The 18,743-nt window shown below is 65.2% G+C and carries 15 protein-coding genes and 2 tRNA genes; 8 read left to right on the plus strand and 9 right to left on the minus strand.

Annotated features, from left to right (window positions below):
- The first annotated feature begins 47 nt into the window (after nucleotides 1-47).
- Entirely contained in the window at nucleotides 48-602 is a 555-nt protein-coding gene (locus G0Q01_RS21960; RefSeq protein WP_164197711.1) for a putative glycolipid-binding domain-containing protein, read from the plus strand.
- Between the two features lie 102 nt (nucleotides 603-704).
- Here the strand turns inward: G0Q01_RS21960 and G0Q01_RS21965 are convergent, their stop codons facing one another.
- Nucleotides 705-1,895 (minus strand): acetyl-CoA C-acyltransferase family protein, encoded by a 1,191-nt coding sequence (locus tag G0Q01_RS21965; protein WP_164197712.1) that lies wholly within the window; start codon nucleotides 1,893-1,895, stop codon nucleotides 705-707.
- Between the two features lie 64 nt (nucleotides 1,896-1,959).
- A complete protein-coding gene (locus G0Q01_RS21970; RefSeq protein WP_164197713.1) occupies nucleotides 1,960-3,342 on the minus strand; it encodes a mechanosensitive ion channel family protein in 1,383 nt (460 codons plus the stop codon).
- 514 nt (nucleotides 3,343-3,856) lie between these two features.
- Here G0Q01_RS21970 and leuC point away from each other — a divergent pair.
- Together leuC and leuD are read left to right on the plus strand one after the other, a co-directional pair.
- Nucleotides 3,857-5,278 carry a 3-isopropylmalate dehydratase large subunit gene (gene leuC / locus G0Q01_RS21975; RefSeq protein ID WP_164197714.1) on the plus strand — a complete coding sequence of 474 codons (1,422 nt, stop codon included), beginning with the start codon at nucleotides 3,857-3,859 and terminating at the stop codon, nucleotides 5,276-5,278.
- 138 nt (nucleotides 5,279-5,416) lie between these two features.
- Nucleotides 5,417-6,022, plus strand: coding sequence for a 3-isopropylmalate dehydratase small subunit (gene leuD, locus G0Q01_RS21980; protein ID WP_108964282.1), 606 nt, complete (start codon nucleotides 5,417-5,419; stop codon nucleotides 6,020-6,022).
- A gap of 100 nt (nucleotides 6,023-6,122) precedes the next feature.
- On the opposite strand, the gene G0Q01_RS21985 is transcribed toward leuD, so the two are convergent.
- Both G0Q01_RS21985 and G0Q01_RS21990 read right to left on the minus strand, forming a co-directional pair.
- Nucleotides 6,123-6,788 carry a 3-oxoacid CoA-transferase subunit B gene (locus G0Q01_RS21985; protein WP_108967460.1) on the minus strand — a complete coding sequence of 222 codons (666 nt, stop codon included), beginning with the start codon at nucleotides 6,786-6,788 and terminating at the stop codon, nucleotides 6,123-6,125.
- Nucleotides 6,789-6,799: 11 nt separating this feature from the next.
- Nucleotides 6,800-7,453, minus strand: coding sequence for a CoA transferase subunit A (locus tag G0Q01_RS21990; protein ID WP_108964281.1), 654 nt, complete (start codon nucleotides 7,451-7,453; stop codon nucleotides 6,800-6,802).
- A 523-nt stretch (nucleotides 7,454-7,976) separates the two neighbouring features.
- Here G0Q01_RS21990 and G0Q01_RS21995 point away from each other — a divergent pair.
- From G0Q01_RS21995 to G0Q01_RS22015, 5 genes are all read left to right on the plus strand, one after another.
- Nucleotides 7,977-8,813: a hypothetical protein gene (locus tag G0Q01_RS21995; RefSeq protein ID WP_108964280.1), complete on the plus strand. Its 837-nt coding sequence runs from the start codon at nucleotides 7,977-7,979 to the stop codon at nucleotides 8,811-8,813.
- 164 nt (nucleotides 8,814-8,977) lie between these two features.
- Complete coding sequence (locus tag G0Q01_RS22000; protein ID WP_203595130.1) at nucleotides 8,978-9,808, plus strand: endonuclease/exonuclease/phosphatase family protein; 831 nt, start codon at nucleotides 8,978-8,980, stop codon at nucleotides 9,806-9,808.
- An 82-nt stretch (nucleotides 9,809-9,890) separates the two neighbouring features.
- A complete protein-coding gene (gene leuB, locus G0Q01_RS22005; RefSeq protein ID WP_164197716.1) occupies nucleotides 9,891-10,997 on the plus strand; it encodes a 3-isopropylmalate dehydrogenase in 1,107 nt (368 codons plus the stop codon).
- Between the two features lie 134 nt (nucleotides 10,998-11,131).
- Nucleotides 11,132-12,121: a DMT family transporter gene (locus tag G0Q01_RS22010; RefSeq protein ID WP_164197717.1), complete on the plus strand. Its 990-nt coding sequence runs from the start codon at nucleotides 11,132-11,134 to the stop codon at nucleotides 12,119-12,121.
- A 20-nt stretch (nucleotides 12,122-12,141) separates the two neighbouring features.
- Nucleotides 12,142-12,218: transfer RNA gene (locus G0Q01_RS22015), tRNA-Pro, on the plus strand.
- A gap of 195 nt (nucleotides 12,219-12,413) precedes the next feature.
- Here the strand turns inward: G0Q01_RS22015 and G0Q01_RS22020 are convergent.
- From G0Q01_RS22020 to G0Q01_RS22040, 5 genes are all read right to left on the minus strand, one after another.
- The gene (locus tag G0Q01_RS22020) at nucleotides 12,414-14,219 is read right to left on the minus strand and encodes a dipeptide ABC transporter ATP-binding protein (protein ID WP_164197718.1); all 1,806 of its coding nucleotides are present in this window, start codon (nucleotides 14,217-14,219) and stop codon (nucleotides 12,414-12,416) included.
- Nucleotide 14,220: 1 nt separating this feature from the next.
- Nucleotides 14,221-15,150 carry an ABC transporter permease subunit gene (locus G0Q01_RS22025; RefSeq protein WP_164197719.1) on the minus strand — a complete coding sequence of 310 codons (930 nt, stop codon included), beginning with the start codon at nucleotides 15,148-15,150 and terminating at the stop codon, nucleotides 14,221-14,223.
- Nucleotides 15,151-15,163: 13 nt separating this feature from the next.
- A complete protein-coding gene (oppB, locus tag G0Q01_RS22030; RefSeq protein ID WP_164197720.1) occupies nucleotides 15,164-16,087 on the minus strand; it encodes an oligopeptide ABC transporter permease OppB in 924 nt (307 codons plus the stop codon).
- A 68-nt stretch (nucleotides 16,088-16,155) separates the two neighbouring features.
- Nucleotides 16,156-17,790, minus strand: a complete 1,635-nt coding sequence (locus G0Q01_RS22035; protein WP_164197721.1) for a peptide ABC transporter substrate-binding protein — start codon at nucleotides 17,788-17,790, stop codon at nucleotides 16,156-16,158.
- Between the two features lie 770 nt (nucleotides 17,791-18,560).
- Nucleotides 18,561-18,637 (minus strand) — tRNA-Met (locus G0Q01_RS22040).
- Between the last annotated feature and the right edge of the window lie 106 nt (nucleotides 18,638-18,743).

An 18,743-nucleotide genomic window follows, 5' to 3' on the forward strand; every position in this document is an offset into this window, starting at 1 on the left:
AACGCCCGTCGCGCAACCAGCCCCGCCACCTGCCTCGGTGCAGCCGCATGAGCGAGACGCTGGCCACCATCCACTGGCGCGCCCTCGATCGCGACGGCGAGGACAAATGCCGCCTCGCCCGGCACGAAGATGGCTACATGCTGGTCGGCCACGCACGCTTCCGCGATGGCACCGGCTGGGCCGCGCTCGACTATGTGGTGCGCTGCGGGCCAGACTGGCTGACGCGCAGCGCCGATGTCACCGGGAGCGTCGGCGGCCAGGAGGTGCGCACGCAGCTCACCCGGCAGAACGGCGCCTGGCTGCTAAATGGCGACGTGCAGCCGGAGCTCGCCAAGTGCACGGACGTGGATTTCGCTTTCACACCGGCGACCAACCTGATGCCGCTGCGCCGGCTGCCCGAAGTCGGACGGCTGAGCGTGTGCGCCGCCTGGATGCGCCTGCCCGGCCCGAGGCTCGACCCCCTCGACCAGAGCTACATTCGCGAACGCGGCGGGCTGGTCGGCTACGAGTCCCGGCAGACCGGACACAGCACGCAGATCACCGTCGATCCGCAGGGCTTTCCGACGCTCTATCCGGGCCTGTGGCAACGCGTCGATCTTTGAGCGCCACCCCTCTTTCTTCCAGATCCAATATCATCCAGGTCCAAATATCCCGGGGGTCCGCGTAGCGGACGGGGGTCAGCGCCCCCTTTGCCCCCCGGTGTCTCAGACCCGCTCGATCGCCAGCGCGATGCCCTGCCCGCCGCCGATGCACATGGTGACAAGCGCCTTGCGGCCGCCGATGCGCTCGAGCTCGTAAAGCGCCTTGACCGTGAGGATCGCGCCGGTGGCGCCGATCGGATGGCCGAGCGCGATGGCGCCGCCATTGGGGTTCACCTTCGCCGGGTCGAGCCCCAGCCCCTTGTTCACCGCCAGCGCCTGCGCGGCAAAGGCCTCGTTGCTCTCGATCACGTCGAAGTCCGAGAGCGAAAGACCGGTGCGCGCCAGCAGGTTTTCCACCGCCGGGACCGGGCCGATCCCCATGACCTCGGGGCGCACCCCGGCGTGGGCATAGCCCAGCACCCGCGCCTTGGGCGTCAGCCCTGCCGTCGCGGCGGCCCCGCCGCGCGCCAGCACCAGCGCCGCCGCGCCATCGTTCAGCCCCGAGGCATTGCCCGCGGTGACCGAGCCCTCGCGGTCGAAGGCCGGGCGCAGGCCCGAGAGCTTCTCCAACGAGGTCGCCTTGGGGTGCTCATCGGTGTCGAAGATCACGGTCTCGCGGCGCGAGGCGATCTCCACAGGCACGATCTGTTCCTTGAAGTGGCCCGCCTCGATGGCCTTGGCCGCCCGCTGCTGGCTCTCCAGCGCAAAGGCGTCCTGCGCCTCGCGCGAGATGTCGTTCTCCTTGGCCACGTTCTCGGCGGTGATACCCATATGGCCGGTGCCGAAGGGGCAGTTGAGCGCGCCGAGCATCATGTCGACTGTGCGGATGTCGCCCATCTTCTGGCCCCAGCGCTGGTCGGGGATGATATAGGGTGCGCGGCTCATGCTCTCGGCGCCGCCGACCAGCGCGAACTCCGCGTCACCCAGCATCAGCGCCTGCACGCCCGAGACAACGGCCTGCGCGCCCGAGCCGCAGAGCCGGTTGACGTTCATCGCCGGCGTGGTGTCGGGAATGCCCGCCTGCATCGCCGCGACCCGCGACAGGTACATGTCGCGTGGTTCGGTGTTGAGCACATGGCCGAAGACCACATGGCCGATCTGGCCGCCCTCGACGCCAGCCCGCTCCAGCGCCGCCTTGGCCGCCGTGGTGCCAAGCTCGATCGGCGGCACGGATTTCAGCGCTCCGCCGAAAGTGCCGATGGCGGTGCGCGCCGCGCCGAGGATGACAATGTCGTCAGAAAATTCGAAGGACATGACGGCTCTCCCTTTCCGCTGCGTCTGCAAGTCGCGCGGACCATGCCGCAGCGCGGCAGGGCTGTCAGCCGGGACGTTCCGTCACCTCGTCATCGGGTGCCTCCGCACGCGCGGGCGCCGGGTCCGCGCCCAGCATCCGCACCTCGCGCTGCGGGAAGGGAATCGAGATGCCGTTCTGCTTGAACGCATCCCAGAGTGCCAGGAACACGTTGCCCCGGATGTTGGTCAGCCCCTGCGACGGATCGATGATCCAAAACCGCAGGATGTAATCGACCGAACTGTCACCGAAGCCGATGATGTGGCACACCGGCGGTCGGCTGGTCAGCACCCGGTCCACGCTTTCCGTCGCCTCGATCGCGACCTTGCGCACCAGGTGCGGATCGTCGCCGTAGGCGGTGCCGAAATGGATGTCCACGCGCACCAACTCGTTTGAATGCGACCAGTTGACCACCTGCCCGGTGATCATGTCCTCGTTGGGGATGAGGTATTCCTTACCGTCGCGCGTTGTGATCGACACGTAGCGCGCGCCCAGCGCATTGATCCAGCCAAAGGTCTCGCCGATCGAGATCACGTCGCCCGGCTTGATCGACTTGTCGAGCAGGATGATGATCCCCGACACGAGGTTCGAGACCACCTTCTGCAAGCCGAACCCAAGGCCGACACCGATGGCCCCCGAGAGCACCGCCAGCCCGGTCAAGTCGACCCCGGCCAGCTTCAGCGCAAAGAAGAAGGCCGCCCCGTAAAGCGCCACCTGCAGGAATTTCACCGCCAGCACCTGCATCGAGGGGCTGATCCCCTCGTTGCGCCGGATGCTCGCCGCCCCCGCCGTGGTCAGGAAGCGCGCCAGCGAAACCAGCGCGACGAGGATCACCACCGCCTGCAGGATCAGCCAAAGCGAGAGCTTGGAGTCCCCGAAGCTGATCGCCGCGCTCTCCAGCAGCGCCTGCGCCTCGTCGGTCAACCCGAGGATCCAGATCGTCACGTAGCCCCAGGCGCCGTAGCGGATCAGCGAGCGCAGCGCCGGGTTGCCGATGAGGCGCGTGATCAGCGCGATCACGAGCCAGGCGCTGGACAGCTGGGCAATGATTTCCAGAAGATAGGTGCGCGAGGGCCAGGTGATCTGCTGCATCACGCTGATCACGAGCCAAAGGAGCGCGACGAAGATGATCATCCGCAGCCGCCGGTGCAGAACGACCAGCAGCCGGATGCGCCATTTCGGCCAGCCCTCGCGGGCCCGCATCCACTCGTAGATCCTGGGTCCAATCAGCGCCCGCAACAGATGCGCCAGCAGGAAAAGCCCCAGCGCAATCCCGACCTGGTAGAACATCCAGGGCCGCAGCACGATTGCGAGGAAGGTGTCGATCTGCCCCAGCAGCGTCAGCCCGGTCTGCTGAAGCGCCTCGAAGGGCGTCAGATCGGTTTGCGGCAGGTCTGTTTCCGGGTTCATGCGCTCGCGGGTCTCCTCACCCGGGCAGGGTGGCACCACGATCGTTTAGGCTCAAGGGCCTGACGGCCCTTGGCCAAGAGCACCTGCGCTGCACCCGCTGCCCGTCTCAGCGCTTCGGCAGATGCAGGGTGATCTCCTGCGACTCCGCCTGCGGCAGGCTCCAAAGCAGCCCCCACAGAAGCGTGGCAATCAGGATCAGGTGCATGGCATTCATCAAGGACATCGTCTCTCCTCCAATGCGGTAACAAAACTACGCGCCGCCGCCGCGAAAGTTCCAATCGTTGCAGCCACGCGCGCGACGGGTTGATCGGCGCGCGGCAAAGGAGTATTCCGGCCGCATGACTCGGCTTCTTGACCTCGGCGACCGCGTGCGACTGCGCGAACGGTTCCACGGCGCAACCTTCACGGTTCTGGCGCGCCTATAAGGCTGTCTTAAGCCCGCCCCGGCGCGGGGGCTTCCGACCTGCGCCAAGCCCAAGCCAAATTCCAAGACATATACCCCGAGAGGACCCCCATGTCCGGCAAGACGCTCTACGACAAGATCTGGGATGCCCACGTCGTCCAGCAGGACGCAGATGGCACCTGCCTGCTCTACATCGACCGCCACCTCGTGCACGAGGTCACCTCGCCCCAGGCCTTCGAGGGCCTGCGCATGTCCGGCCGCAAGGTTCGCGCCCCCGAGCGCACCATCGCCGTGCCCGACCACAACGTGCCGACGACGCTCGATCGTGAAAGCGGCATCGAGAACGAGGAGAGCCGCATCCAGGTCGAGGCGCTCGACAAGAATGCCCGCGACTTCGGCGTGAACTACTACCCGGTCAGCGACGTCCGCCAAGGCATCGTGCACATCGTCGGCCCCGAGCAGGGCTGGACGCTTCCGGGCATGACCGTGGTCTGCGGCGATTCGCACACCGCCACCCACGGTGCCTTCGGCGCGCTGGCGCATGGTATCGGCACCTCCGAGGTCGAGCACGTGCTCGCCACCCAGACGCTGATCCAGTCCAAATCGAAGAACATGAAGGTCGAGATCACCGGCCAGCTCCGCCCGGGCGTCACCGCCAAGGACATCACGCTTTCGGTCATCGGCCACACCGGCACCGGCGGCGGCACCGGCTACGTCATCGAGTATTGCGGCGAGGCGATCCGGTCGCTCTCGATGGAAGGCCGGATGACCGTGTGCAACATGGCCATCGAGGGCGGCGCCCGCGCCGGTCTGATCGCGCCCGACGAGACCACCTTCGAATATGTGAAGGGCCGCCCGCACGCGCCGAAGGGCGCGCAGTTCGAGGCCGCGCTGACCTGGTGGAAGACGCTCTACTCCGATGACGACGCGCATTGGGACAAGGTGGTGACCATCAAGGGCGAAGACATCGCCCCCGTCGTCACCTGGGGCACCTCGCCCGAGGACGTGCTGGCGATCACCGACGTGGTGCCCGCCCCCGAGAGCTTCAGCGGCGGCAAGGTCGAGGCGGCCAAGCGTGCGCTCAGCTACATGGGTCTCGAGGCCGGGCAGAAGCTGACCGACATCAAGATCGACACGGTCTTCATCGGCTCCTGCACCAATGGCCGGATCGAGGACCTGCGCGCCGCGGCCGAGATCCTCAAGGGCAAGAAGGTCAAGGACGGCATGCGCGCCATGGTTGTGCCGGGGTCGGGCCTCGTCCGCGCCCAGGCCGAGGAAGAGGGCCTTGCGCAGATCTTCATCGACGCGGGCTTCGAGTGGCGGCTTGCCGGCTGCTCCATGTGCCTTGCGATGAACCCCGACCAGCTCGCCCCGGGCGAGCGCTGCGCGGCCACCTCGAACCGCAACTTCGAGGGCCGTCAGGGCAAGGGCGGGCGCACCCACCTGATGTCCCCGGCCATGGCGGCGGCGGCGGCAATCACCGGCCACCTCACCGATGTGCGCGACCTCATGGCCGCACCGGCCGAGGCGTAAGCGATCCCGGGGTCCCCTCGGGGACCCCTTCCCCAATTCCGGCGGATCCGGCCGGGCCAGATGCACAAGCGCACGGACCGTGCATCAGCTGTGCATCCCATGTGCCCCGGACCCCGCCCCATCCCCAAGGAGGGACAGATGGAAAAATTCGAGAAGCTGACCGGGATCGCGGCGCCCATGCCGCTGGTGAACATCGACACCGACATGATCATCCCCAAGCAGTTCCTGAAGACGATCAAGCGCTCCGGCCTCGGCGTGCACGCCTTCGACGAGATGCGCTACCTCGACGATGGCTCGGAGAACCCCGAGTTCGTGCTGAACAAGCCGCAGTATCGCGACGCGCAGGTGATTGTCGCCGGTGACAACTTCGGCTGCGGCTCCTCGCGCGAACACGCGCCTTGGGCGCTGGCCGACTTCGGCATCAAGGTGGTGATCTCCACCTCCTTCGCCGACATCTTCTACAACAACTGCTTCAAGAACGGCATGCTGCCCATCGTCATGCCGCAAGAGGCGGTCGACGTGCTGATGAAAGACGCCGAGAAGGGCGCCAACGCCCGCATGACCGTGGATCTGGAAAACCAGGTGGTGACCACCTCCGACGGCGAGGCGTTCGCCTTCGAGGTCGACCCCTTCCGCAAGCACTGCCTGCTCGAGGGACTCGACGACATCGGCCTGACCATGGAGAAGGCCGGCGCGATCGACAGCTTCGAAGCACAGGCAGCGCAGTCCCGTCCCTGGGTCTGAGGCTCCGGCCCGTGCCGCGATGACGAAGGGCTGTCCCCGCGGGGACAGCCCTTTTTCGTCCGCCCTGCCGCACGGCTGGATAGCGCGCGCCCCTCCCGCGTCAGCACGACCGCGACAAATCCATCTCTGGCACCGCGCCCGAGACGATGAGATGCGCCGCAGTCGCCGCACGCACCTCGGCCAAGGTCACCCCGGGCGCGGTTTCGATGAGATGCAGCCCGTCCTCCTCGGGGCGGATCACGGCCAATTCGGTGACGATGAGATCGACCCGCCGCTCGGCGGTCAGCGGCAGCGAGCATTCCGGCACGATCTTCGGTGTGCCGTCCTTGGCGCTGTGGATCATCGCCACGATCACCCGTTTCGCCCCTGTCACCAGATCCATCGCCCCGCCCATCCCCGGCACGTAGACCCCCGGGATCATCCAGTTGGCGAGGTAGCCGCGCTCGTCGACCTGAAGCCCGCCCAACACCGTCAAATCGAGATGCCCGCCGCGGATCAGCCCAAAGGAAAAGGCGCTGTCGATGGTCGAGGCGCCTGGCACCGCCGATACGAAGCTGCCGCCCGCATCGGTGAGGTGGCGGTCCGACATGCCCTCGGGCGGACGCCGCCCCATGCCCACCACGCCGTTCTCGGCCTGGAAGAAGACGCCCATGCCCTCGTCGAGATGGTCGGAGACCAGCGTCGGGATACCGATCCCGAGGTTGACCAGCGTGTGCGGCCTGACCTCGGCGGCGCAGCGGCGGGCGATAAGCTCCTTGGGATCCATCGCTGCGTCGGTCATGCCACCCTCCGGATCACGTGATCGACCAGCGCGCCGGGGGTCTTCACCGCGTCAGGCGGGATCATCCCCACCGGCACGATCTCCTCGGGCTCGGCGATCACCACCTTTGCCGCCAAGGCCATGATCGGATTGAAGTTCGTTGCCGTGAGCATGTAGGTCAGGTTGCCCACGTAATCGCAACTTCGCGCGGCGATCAGTGCGAAGTCGGCGCTGAGCGGCGGCTCGAGCAGGTAGGGTTTGCCCTCGACTTCGATCACCTGCTTGCCCTCGGCGACCCTGGTGCCCAGCCCGGTCGGGGTCAGCACCCCGCCAAGGCCCACGCCTGCGGCGCGGATGCGCTCGACCAGCGTGCCCTGCGGCACCAGTTCGACTTCGAGGGTACCGTCCCGCATCTGCGCCTGCACATCGGGGTTGAGCCCGATGTGGCTGCCGATGAACTTGCGCAGGCAGCGCGCCTTGACCAGAGGGCCGACGCCGCGGTCGGGACGTGCCGCATCGTTGACGATCACGGTGAGGTCCCTGCGCCCCGAGGCCGCAAGCGCCGCGACCGTCCGATCCGGCGTGCCGACCCCCATGAAGCCCGAGAGCATCACGCGCGCGCCGTCGGGGATCAGTGCCACCGCTTCTTCCACTGTCAGTGCCTGATACATTGGCGCTCCCTCCAAGTGTCGCTCTGGCATCGGTCAGACCATGGAAACTCTGCGGTCGGCCTTGCGACAGGTCAAACATCTTGGAATTCATCCTGAAGATGACTATGACGCAGCGCAGCTTGCGCAGGCCGCGCGAGACCCGGCCCAGCTGCCTTCGAGCACACCCGGTGCGGGTCGGTTTCCCTAGTGATTTCCATTTTAAAACAAAAGGAAAGAGACAGGAAACCATCCCGGGGCCCGCCGTGCCTCTCGCCACCGAACCCGGGTGCCCGCACGGCTCGGTCCCCGCATCCGCATTGGGGGTTGATGCAATTTCGCACCTTTTCGACCATGAAACCGCCAGATTTCACGCATCCCCTTCGGGCACACTTGCCGCGCGCTCGGAAAGAAGGCAGAAATTGGGCAATATTGAGGCAATCCGCCGGCGCGGCGGGGTCAGTGAACAACAAGAGCGCAGATCAGCGCTCAACGGACGACAGGGACGCGGGACAGCGTCGGGTCCGGCACGACCGAAAGGGCAGAGATGGTGATCACGCGCTTTGTCAAAGCCGCTGTACGCGCCATCGCAGTGGCCTTGGTCATTGCGATGCCCGCGGTCATGCTGCCCGGCGGCGCGGACATGGCGCAGATCACGGCGCTTCTGGCACTGGTGGGGGCGCTGCTGACCTTTGTCGAGTACGTGGGCGACTACCCCTCGATCATCGAGTTCCGCGACGCCCCTCCGTTCAACCGGCTGCGCTTTCTCGCGCTGCTCGCCACGGTGCTCATGCTCACCCTGATCAGCCGCGGAGAGATCGTGCCGACGCCGCTGACACAGGTGCTCGACGGCGTTGCGACCGCGGCGGGGCACTGGCTCGACTTCCCCTTCTCGCCGGTGCGGCTGATGGTGCTGCTGGCCACAAATGAAATGGGCCCGCAGGACGTCGACCGCATTCGCAGCTACGCCGGCATTGCCTATGCGCTCTCGCTGCTGTGTGTCATCGGCTTCGTGCTGGTGGTGCGGCTGCTGAATTGGCCGATCCGCCACGGCGCCTTTAATTTCTGGGTCAACCTGCCGCTTTTCGATCCGACCGTCGGCAAGGACGTGCTCTACCGGCTCAATCGCGACGGCAACGTTAACGTGGCCTTAGGGGTTCTTCTGCCATTCCTGATCCCGGCAGTGATGAAGCTGGCGTCGCAGACGGTCAATCTGCTGTCGCTGACCGAGCCGCAGACCCTGATCTGGACGATGAGCGCATGGGCCTTCCTTCCGGCAAGCCTGATCATGCGCGGCGTGGCGCTGGCGCGCATCGCTGCCCTGATCGAGGAAAAGCGCCGCCGCGCATACGCGCAGGCGGAGGCCGAGGTGCAGACCACCTGAGTCGGCTGTGGGCGCTTGACGCGTTCCTCCCGCCCCTCCTGCTAACTGTCTGCCTGCTGCTCAGCTCCACGCTGCCGCTCCGGGCCCAAGAGATCACCCTGGCCACATGGCACGCCGACCTCAGCCGCAAGGGTCCCGGCCTGCTGCTGCGCGATCTTGCCGAGATGCGCCCGCCCCTGCCTGCCATGCTGGACGAGATCGCCGCGGCAAAGGCGGATCTTCTGCTGCTCACCGACATGGATTTCGATCTCGGCCTCGCCGCGCTCCGCGACCTGCAGGATCGACTCTCGAAGCTCGGCGCCTCTTACCCGCACGCCTTCGCGCTGACCCCCAATGCCGGCATGGCGAGCGGCGCCGATCTCGACGGCGACGGCCGGCTCGGAGGGCCGCGCGATGCGCAGGGCTACGGCGAATTCTCCGGTCAGCACGGCATGGCGCTTCTGTCGCGCGTGCCGCTCGCGCTGATCGAGGATTTCTCGGCGCTGCTCTGGCGCGACCTTCCGGGCAGCCGGATGCTGGCGACGGACCCTGCGGCGGATGTGCAACGGTTGTCCTCGACCGGCCACTGGGTTCTGCGGCTGGAGAGCGACACCGGACCGCTGCTGCTCTTCTGCTTTGCCGCCACCCCGCCGGTTTTCGACGGGCCCGAAGATCGCAACGGCCGACGCAACGCGGATGAGATCGCCCTCTGGTCGCGCTACATGGACGGCGCCCTCGGGCCTCCGCCCGCCGCGCCTTACCTCTTGATGGGAAACGCCAATCTCGACCCGGCGCAAGGCGAGGGCCTGCATGGAGAGATGCAGCGGCTGCTCGCGGACCCGCGTTTTCAAGACCCTTTACCCGAACGGCCCACTGCGGAATGGCCCAGCACCGGCCCGCTGCGGGTGAGCTACATCCTGCCCTCGGCCGGGCTGAGGGTGACCCGGGCTGAAGCCAAGGAGCCGCTGGAGGGCCAGGCACACCGGCTGGTGACAGTCACGCTTTCGTTTCCTTGAAATTGCCAAACGCCCCTGATTTCTTGACCATTCCGCCCCTCTCCGCTAGGCGATTGCGCAACATTCCGAGGAGAGACTTTCCATGAGCAACCCTTCGCTTCTCATCCTGCCGGGCGACGGCATCGGCCCCGAGGTCATGGCAGAGGTTCGCCGCGTCATCGACTGGTTCGGCGACAAGCGCGGCCTGAACTTCGATGTCAGCGAAGACCTCGTGGGCGGCTGCGCCTATGACGCGCATGGCACGCCGCTGACCGACGAGACCATGGCCAAGGCGCAGGAGGTCGACGCCGTGCTGCTCGGTGCCGTCGGCGGCCCGAAATACGACAAACTCGACTTCTCGGTGAAGCCCGAGCGCGGCCTGCTGCGCCTGCGCAAGGAAATGGACCTCTACGCCAACCTGCGCCCCGCCCAGTGCTTTGACGCGCTGGCCGACTTCTCGTCGCTGAAGAAGGACGTGGTTGCCGGTCTCGACATCATGATCATCCGCGAGCTGACCTCGGGCGTCTACTTTGGCGAGCCCCGCGGCATCATCAAGGAAGGCAACGAGCGCGTCGGCATCAACACCCAGCGCTACACCGAGAGCGAGATCGCCCGCGTGGCCCGCTCGGCCTTCGAGATGGCGCGCAAGCGGGGCAACAAGGTCTGCTCGATGGAGAAGGCCAACGTGATGGAATCGGGCATCCTGTGGCGCGACGTCGTGCAGGAGATCCACGATGCCGAGTACCCGGACGTGGAGCTGACCCACATGTACGCCGACGCCGGCGCCATGCAGCTCACCCGCTGGCCCAAGCAGTTCGACGTGATCGTCACCGACAACCTCTTCGGCGACCTGCTGTCGGACCTCGCGGCGATGCTCACCGGCTCGCTCGGCATGCTGCCCTCGGCCTCGCTGGGGGCGCCGATGGCCAACGGCCGTCCCAAGGCGCTCTACGAGCCGGTGCACGGCTCGGCGCCCGACATCGCCGGCCAGGGCAAGGCGAACCCGATCGCCTGCATTCTCAGCTTCGCCATGGCGCTGCGCTACAGCTTCGACAAGGGCGAAGAGGCGACCCGCCTCGAGCAGGCGATCGAAGCCGTTCTTGCCAAGGGCTACCGCACCGCGGACCTGCTGGGCGAGGAGGGCAAGCAGCCGGTCTCGACCTCGGACATGGGCAGCGCGATCCTTGAGGCGCTCGACGAGAGCCTCTGAGACGCGCGTGCGGTGAAGGATTGAGCGGGGCGGCCATGGGCCGCCCCGTTTTCGCATTCCGCACGGTCCTTCGTTGAATTCCCACCATTTGGCGCTAACCCTTGGTCCCGAGGCGGAACGAACGGACCAGCACCATGGGATCTAACGCAAAAGGCGCGCTCATCGCGCTGATTACCTTTGGCATTTACTCGACTCACGACGTCATCGTGAAATTCCTCGGCGCCGACTACAGCCCGGTGCAGATCGTCTTCTTCTCGGTTCTGCTGAGCTTCCCGCTGGTCAGCCTCATGCTGATCCGCGACACCACCGCCGGCAACCTGCGTCCGATCCACCCGTGGTGGACCGCGCTGCGCACCGTCTCGGCGGTTATCACCGGTCTCTGCGCCTTCTACGCCTTCTCGGTGCTGCCGCTGGCACAGACCTACGCGATCATCTTTGCGCAACCGCTGCTGATCACCGTGCTGGCGATCCCGATCCTTGGCGAACAGGTGCGCCTGCGCCGCTGGATGGCGGTGCTGGTGGGCCTGGCGGGGGTCATCGTCGTCCTGCGACCCGGCGCGACCGAGCTGACACTCGGCCACGCCGCGGCGCTGGTGGCGGCGGTCTTCGGCAGCCTCTCGTCGATCATCGTACGCAAGATTGGCCAGGAGGAGCGTTCGGTCGTTCTGCTGCTCTACCCGATGACCGCGAACTTCATCATCATGGGCTGCGCGCTGCCTTTCGTCTATCACCCCATGCCGATCGAGCACCTTGGCAGCGTGGCACTGATGGCGCTTCTGGCACTGGCCGGAGGCGCGCTGCTGATCACCGCCTACCGTTCCGGCGAGGCGGTGATCGTCGCCCCGATGCAATATTCGCAGCTTCTGTGGGCGACACTCTACGGCGCGATCTTCTTTGACGAGTATCCCGATTCGGTCACCCTACTCGGAGCGGTGCTGATCATCGGCAGCGGCGTCTATATCGTGCTGCGCGAGGGCCGCGCGAAGTCCTCCGAGAACACCCCGGTGCTGCGCACGCGCACTCGGATCGAGTTCGGAACCACGCTGCGGATCGGACCTGTGCTGCGCATGATGAAAAGGCGTGAAAAAGGGGCGAATAGGCCCTTGCCAAAGAGCGGGGCCTAGGGTACTCCGCGCGGCACGGTCGGAGTGTAGCTCAGCCTGGTAGAGCACTGTCTTCGGGAGGCAGGGGCCGGAGGTTCGAATCCTCTCACTCCGACCATTTACGCAAAGGCGCCCCACTGGGCGCCTTTTGTGTGTCCGGGGTCATGGACACGCGCGTGGCCGTATTGCCCCGTTCCCATATTCGCCAAGTGGACCTAGCGACAGGGCTCCGCCGCCTGCTGAAATCACGCTGCGGCCAGCCACAAAAAAGGCGGGCCCGAAGGCCCGCCTGGTCTTTATCGCCGCGCCCCGCTCAGGCCGCGTCGTGGCGCATGATCCGCGCAAGGTCATCGTGCTCGGCCACGTAGTGACCCGGTGCAATCTCGTCGAGCTGCGGCACGTAGTCGACATCCCCCGCCGCCAGCCGCGACGGCAGGAAGCGCAGCGCCGCCTTGGCGTCGAGCGGCGAGGGCAGCTCGCCGGGCAAGCGGATGCGCGTCCGGGCGCGCTCTGCCACCGGATCGGGGATCGGCACCGCCGAGATCAGCGACTGCGTGTAGGGGTGCGCGGGCTTCGAGCATATGGTCTCGGCATCGCCCATCTCGACCACGCGGCCGAGATAGAGCACCATGATGCGGTTCGAGATCTCGCGCACCACCGACAGGTCGTGCGAGATGAACAGCATCGACATGCCGAACTCGGCCTGCAGTTCCTTCAGCAGCTTGACGATCTGCGCCTGGATCGACACGTCGAGCGCCGAGACCGCCTCGTCGCAGATGATGAGCTTCGGCCGGTTGATCATCGCCCGGGCAATGCCCACGCGCTGGTTCTGCCCGCCCGAAAGCTCGTGCGGATACCGGTTGTATTTCTCCGGCTCGAGACCCACGCGGGTCATCATCCTGAGCACTTCCTCGCGCCGCTCGCTCTTGGTCAGCTCGGGGCGGTAGGTCTTCAGCGGCTCGGCGATCGAATCGGCGATGGTCATCCGCGGGTCGAGGCTGGCGAGCGGGTCCTGGAAGACGATCTGAAGATCCTTGCGTTCGGTCTTCAGCGCCTGCTTGTCCATCGCGTGCAGCGGCTTGCCCAGCCAGCTGACGTTGCCGCCGGTGGGATCGACCAGCCGCAGCACGGCGCGGGCCAGCGTGGACTTGCCGCAGCCGGACTCGCCAACGATGCCCAGCGTCTCGCCGGCGCGCAGGCCGAAGCTGACGCCGTTGACCGCCTTCAGCGGCACGGTCTTGCCGAAGAGCCCGCCCTCCACCTTGATCGGGAAGTGAACCTTCATGTCGTCGACGCGCAGGATTTCCTTGCCCTCGACCTTGCCGCCGGCCTCGCCCTTGTCGATGCGCGGCATCGAGTCGAGCAGGCGGCGGGTGTAGTCATGGCGCGGTTGCGAGAAGATCTCGGTGACCTCGCCTTCCTCGACGAACTCTCCGAGTCGCATGACCTTGATGCGGTCGCACATGCGCGCCACCACGCCCATGTCATGGGTGATGAGCGCGATGGCCGTCCCAAGCTCGCGCTTGAGCTGGTCCATGAGGTCGAGCACCTCGGCCTGCACGGTCACGTCAAGCGCCGTGGTAGGCTCGTCGGCGATCAGCAGCTTGGGCTCGCAGAGCATCGCCTGGGCGATCATCACGCGCTGGCGCATGCCGCCCGAGAGCTCGTGCGGATACTGCTTGAGACGACGCTTGGCTTCGGGGATCCGCACGCGCTCGAGCCAGTCTAGGCAGTGCTTCTCGGCGTCGCGGCCCGACAGGCCCCGGTGCACCTTCAGCACCTCGGCCATCTGCTCGCCGACCTTGAGATGCGGGGTCAGGGCGGTAAGCGGGTCTTGGAAGATCATCCCTACCTTGTCGCCGCGCACCTTGTTGAGCTGCGAGACCGGCAGGTTGAGAATCTCGGAGCCCTGCAGGCTCACCGACCCCGTTGCCCGGCCGTTCTTCGGCAGCAGCCCCATGGCGGCCATGAAGCTCTGAGACTTGCCCGAGCCCGACTCGCCGACGATTCCGAGGCATTCGCCCTCGCGGATGTCGAAGGACACGCCCTTCACCGCCTGCACCGGCCCGTCCTGGGTTTCGAAACCGACCTTGAGGTCTTTCACGGAAAGAATGGTCATGTCAGCGATCCTTCGGGTCCAGAGCGTCACGCAGGCCATCGCCGATGAAGAACATCGTGATGATGATGGTGACGTAGAAGAATAGCGGGACGAGCAGCTGCCACAGCGTGCCATAGCCCATGGTGCCAGCCCCCTCGGCGATCAGCCGCCCGAGCGAGGTCATCGGTTCCGAGATGCCGAGGCCGAGGAAGGAGATGAAGCTCTCCGCCAGGATCATCTCGGGCACCAGCAGCGAGGCATAGACGATGACCACGCCGATAAGGTTGGGCAGGATGTGGCGGAAGATGATCTGGCCTTCGCTCACGCCGCCGGCACGCGCCGCCTCGATGAACTCGCGCGTCTTCAGCGCCAGCGTCTGGCCGCGCACGATGCGCGCCATGGTCAGCCAGGAGACCGCGCCGAGCGCGATGAACAGGGTGACGAAGTTGCGCCCGGCCACCACGAGGATAAGGATCAGGATCAGCGTCAGCGGAATCGCCAGCAGGATGTCGACGATGCGCATCATGATGCTGTCGAGCCGGCCCCCGTAGAAGCCCGCGATCACGCCCCAAGCGGTGCCCACGAGCAGCGCCATGGCGGCGCCGATGAGGCCCACCAGCAGCGAGGTCTGGGTCGCCTGGATGGTGCGCGAATAAAGGTCACGCCCCAGTTCGTCGAGCCCGAAGAAATGGCCGGTCTCGACCGAAGGCGCGCCCTGCGCGAGGATATCGCCCATGCGGGCCCAGTCGATTTCCTCGTTGTCCCAGACTGCGAAATGCGGCCCGATGATCACGAAGGCCACGATCAGCGCCAGAACCACGACGCTGGCCATGGCAGCCTTGTTGCGCAGGAAGCGGCCCATGGCATCGCGGAAGAGCGAGCGGCCGCGGACGGCCTTGAAGTCGGTGATGTCGGCGGCCAGAGCCGCCGCCTTTTCGGATTTTCCGAACACGGGGTCAGCCTCCTCAGTAACGGATTTTCGGATCGAACCACGCGTAGGCGAGGTCGGTCAGAAGGTTAACGATGACGGTCAGCGCGCCGTAGAGGATGGTCACCCCCAAGAGCACCGCGTAGTCGCGGGTCAGCGCCGAGCTCACGTAGGACTGCCCGAGGCCGCCCGTCGAGAAATAGAGGTCGACGAAGACCGAACCGGTCAGCACGTAGACGAAGACCGGGCCGAGGTAGGAGATCACCGGCAGCAGCGTCGGCTTCAATGCGTGGCGCCAGACGATGGCACTGTTGCTCAGCCCCTTGGCCCGCGCGGTGCGGATGAAGTTCGAGTTCAGCACCTCGAGCATGGACGAGCGCGTGATCCGCGCGATCGAGCCCATGTAGGACGTGGAAAGCGCGATCACCGGCATCACGAGGTACTGCCACTGCCCGCCGTTCCAGCCGCCGCCCGGCAGCAGGCCGAGCCAGAGCGTGAAGGTCAGGATCAGGATCGGGCCCATGATAAAGTTCGGCAGCGCCTGTGCGGCAATGCCAAGCGACACCGCAAGGTAGTCGACCCAGGTGTTGTGACGGATGGCGGCGGCGATACCGAGCCCGACACCGACCACGGTGGCGGCCAGGAAGGACAGCGCGCCGTAGGTTAGTGAGATCGGGAAGCCCTGCGCGATGATATCGTTCACGCTGCGGTCTTTCTGCACGAAGGACGGGCCGAAATCGAAGTGGACGACGATATTGTAGAAATAGTCCCAGAGCTGTTTCCACAGCGGCTGGTCGAGACCGTATTGCGCGTTGATGTTGGCCAGCACTTCGGGCGGCAGTGGCCGTTCCGAGGTGAAAGGCCCGCCCGGCGCGACATGCATCATCAGGAAGGACGCGACGACCAGCAAACAGATCGTCGGGATCGCGACCAGCAGGCGGCGAATGACATAGGTCAGCATTCTGGAGGATCCGGAAAAAGGCGCCGCCCCCGCAGCGCGGAGGCGCAGGGGCGGCGGGTTGGAGGTGGTTATTCGGCGATCTTGTAGAGGTTGCGCGAATACCAGTTCTGCTCGACGTTCTCGACCGGCCAGTTCCCCACGTCGCTGTCCATCATGTAGACGCCTGCGTAGTGGTAGATCGGGATCACCGGCATGTCGGTGGCGATGATCTCTTCGGCCGCGGTGTAGAGCGGGGTGGTGTCCTCGGCGGTCTTCGCCTCGGCGAGCAGCTTGTCGTACTCGGGGTTCGAATACTTGCCGTCGTTGTAGCCCGAGTCGCTCTGGATCAGGTCGAGGAAGGTCGAGGCCTCGTTGTAGTCACCGCACCATGCGCCGCGCGCCATGTCGAAGGCCTGGCGGCCACGGGTGTCGAGGAAGACCTTCCACTCCATGTTCGCGAGGTTCGCCTGAACGCCGAGCTTCTGCTTCCACATCTGCGTCATCACCACGGCGATCTTCTCGTGCGCCTCGGAGGTGTTGTACATGACTTCGAAGCTGAGCGGGTTCTCGGGGCCGTAGCCCGCCTCGGCCAGAAGCTCCTTGGCCTTGGCGTCGCGCTCGGCCTGGGTCATCGAGGCCATCTCGCTCTGCGGCGGGGTGAAGCCGGCAACCGCCTCGGGGGTGAAGCTGTAGGCCGGCGGCTCGCCACCCGCTTTCACGTTATTGGCGATGATGTCGCGGTCCACGGCCAGCGACAGCGCCTGTCGGACCTTCGGATCCTTGAACGCCTCGGGGCCGGAGTCGCTCAGGTTGAACGTGTAGTAGTAGTTGCACAGGCGCGGGAAGCTGATCGCCTCTTCCGGGTGCTCCTTCTTCAGGCGCGGGTACTGGCCTGCGGGCACGTCGGTGCGGTCGAGCTCGCCGGCGAGATAGCGGGTCAGCGCCACGTTCTCGTCGGTGATCACCAGCGCGATGGTCTTGTCGAGGATGGTGTTCTCGTTGTCCCAGTACTTCTCGTTGCGCTCGCGTACGATCCGCTCACCCGGGCGGTACTCGGTCAGCACATAGGCCCCGTTCGAGACGATGTTCTCGGGCTTGGTCCAAGCGTCGCCGAACTCCTCGATCACCTTCTGCGGTGCCGGGAAGGTCGTCGAATGCGTGGTCATCTGCACGAAGTAAGGCAGCGGCTGGCTGAGCGTCACCTCGAAGGTGTGATCGTCGATGGCCTTCACGCCCAGGTCTTCGGGGGACATCTCGCCGGCAACGATCGCTTTCGCGTTGTTGATCGACATCAGCTCCATGAACCACTGGTAGGGCGAGGCAGTCGCGGGATCGACGGCCCGGCGCCAGGCGAAGACGAAATCGCCGGCGGTGACCGGATCGCCGTTCGACCAGACCGCGGTGTCACGCAGATGGAAGGTATAGGTGAGCTTGTCGTCGCTCACATCGTAGCTGGTCGCCACGCCCGGCTCGAGGTTGCCCTGCTCGTCCTGGTTCATCAGGCCCTCGAACAAGTCGCGCGATACGGCGGAGCCATCCACGTCCTCGACGATCTGCGGGTCGAGCGAGCTGATGTCGTCGAGCAGGCGATAGGTGAAGGTCTGGTCCGCGGCCAGTTCCTCGCCGGTTTCCGGGTGGGTGGCGGCGGTGGCGGCGGTGATCCCTGCAACGAGCATGGTGCTCGACAGAAGGGCTGTCATCGTAAGTCGCGAAATGCGGGTCATATCCTCTCCCTGTAGCGGTGACTGCTATTCGGTGTTTGCGCGCTCCTAGTGCCTTGGGCAAGAAGCGGCCCCGGAAACCCGGGATTGCGAATTGGCGCAAAATACCCAGCCTTGGCAGTGCCGCAATGCACTTGCACGGGATGACGTTGCGTAGAGAATTATTCATGCCTGGGTCGGCGAATTCGAATGTCCGTTCGGTCGATAGGGACCTCGAAAACGAAATATCCTAATCGGTTGATTCTCAAGAACCTCGGGTTGAAAGCGCAGAACTCCAGGTGATTCGGCCACTGATCATCGTTAGAAACCCTCGTGTTTTCGAGGCTGTCGCGGTGTTCTAGTTCGAGCGTGCCGGACGTTGCGCCACCGCCGGCCGAGAAACGCACAACCTCTAATAATTGCGACCAAATACGCTTTCTGCGATGCTCCAAGGAATTCTTCCACGTAATTATAGCGCAAATTCGAGGATGAAAAATGAGCGAGCTCGGATTAATATAATCCACTAAGTGCAGTATATATTAATGCGAAAGATCGATCGAGAATTTATCAAAATACTTTTGATCGCGCCTATTATTCATCAATCTGGCACGGTGTTGTTCAGGAATTACCCCCAAAAAGAACGGTGGCGGCATGTTCCATAAATAATTAATCTCTAGAAACAACGGTCCCTGGGCAAATCTTTCCGCAAGAAATACAAATCGCCCGCACCTATTGCGCGTGAACGCAAAAAGCGCCCCGTTGGGGCGCTGTGCGTGGTGTTTTTTTGGTGGTGTTGGTTGCGGGAGCAGGATTTGAACCTGCGACCTTCAGGTTATGAGCCTGACGAGCTACCGGGCTGCTCCATCCCGCGACAGGATGAGATCGTTTAGGAGAGATACGGTGGGTTTTACTAGGTTTGGCGGTGACCTACTCTCCCACGTCTTGAGACGCAGTACCATTGGCGCGGCAGCACTTAA

The organism is Salipiger sp. PrR007, from assembly GCF_010499845.1.
Classification (GTDB): domain Bacteria; phylum Pseudomonadota; class Alphaproteobacteria; order Rhodobacterales; family Rhodobacteraceae; genus Salipiger; species Salipiger pacificus_A.

Coding starts and splice junctions, on each gene's coding strand:
- G0Q01_RS21960 (WP_164197711.1), top strand. CDS start 48: ATGAGCGAGACGCTGGCCACCATCCACTGGCGCGCCCTCGATCGCGAC.
- G0Q01_RS21965 (WP_164197712.1), bottom strand. CDS start 1,895: ATGTCCTTCGAATTTTCTGACGACATTGTCATCCTCGGCGCGGCGCGC.
- G0Q01_RS21970 (WP_164197713.1), bottom strand. CDS start 3,342: ATGAACCCGGAAACAGACCTGCCGCAAACCGATCTGACGCCCTTCGAG.
- leuC (WP_164197714.1), top strand. CDS start 3,857: ATGTCCGGCAAGACGCTCTACGACAAGATCTGGGATGCCCACGTCGTC.
- leuD (WP_108964282.1), top strand. CDS start 5,417: ATGGAAAAATTCGAGAAGCTGACCGGGATCGCGGCGCCCATGCCGCTG.
- G0Q01_RS21985 (WP_108967460.1), bottom strand. CDS start 6,788: ATGGATCCCAAGGAGCTTATCGCCCGCCGCTGCGCCGCCGAGGTCAGG.
- G0Q01_RS21990 (WP_108964281.1), bottom strand. CDS start 7,453: ATGTATCAGGCACTGACAGTGGAAGAAGCGGTGGCACTGATCCCCGAC.
- G0Q01_RS21995 (WP_108964280.1), top strand. CDS start 7,977: ATGGTGATCACGCGCTTTGTCAAAGCCGCTGTACGCGCCATCGCAGTG.
- G0Q01_RS22000 (WP_203595130.1), top strand. CDS start 8,978: ATGCGCCCGCCCCTGCCTGCCATGCTGGACGAGATCGCCGCGGCAAAG.
- leuB (WP_164197716.1), top strand. CDS start 9,891: ATGAGCAACCCTTCGCTTCTCATCCTGCCGGGCGACGGCATCGGCCCC.
- G0Q01_RS22010 (WP_164197717.1), top strand. CDS start 11,132: ATGGGATCTAACGCAAAAGGCGCGCTCATCGCGCTGATTACCTTTGGC.
- G0Q01_RS22020 (WP_164197718.1), bottom strand. CDS start 14,219: ATGACCATTCTTTCCGTGAAAGACCTCAAGGTCGGTTTCGAAACCCAG.
- oppB (WP_164197720.1), bottom strand. CDS start 16,087: ATGCTGACCTATGTCATTCGCCGCCTGCTGGTCGCGATCCCGACGATC.
- G0Q01_RS22035 (WP_164197721.1), bottom strand. CDS start 17,790: ATGACCCGCATTTCGCGACTTACGATGACAGCCCTTCTGTCGAGCACC.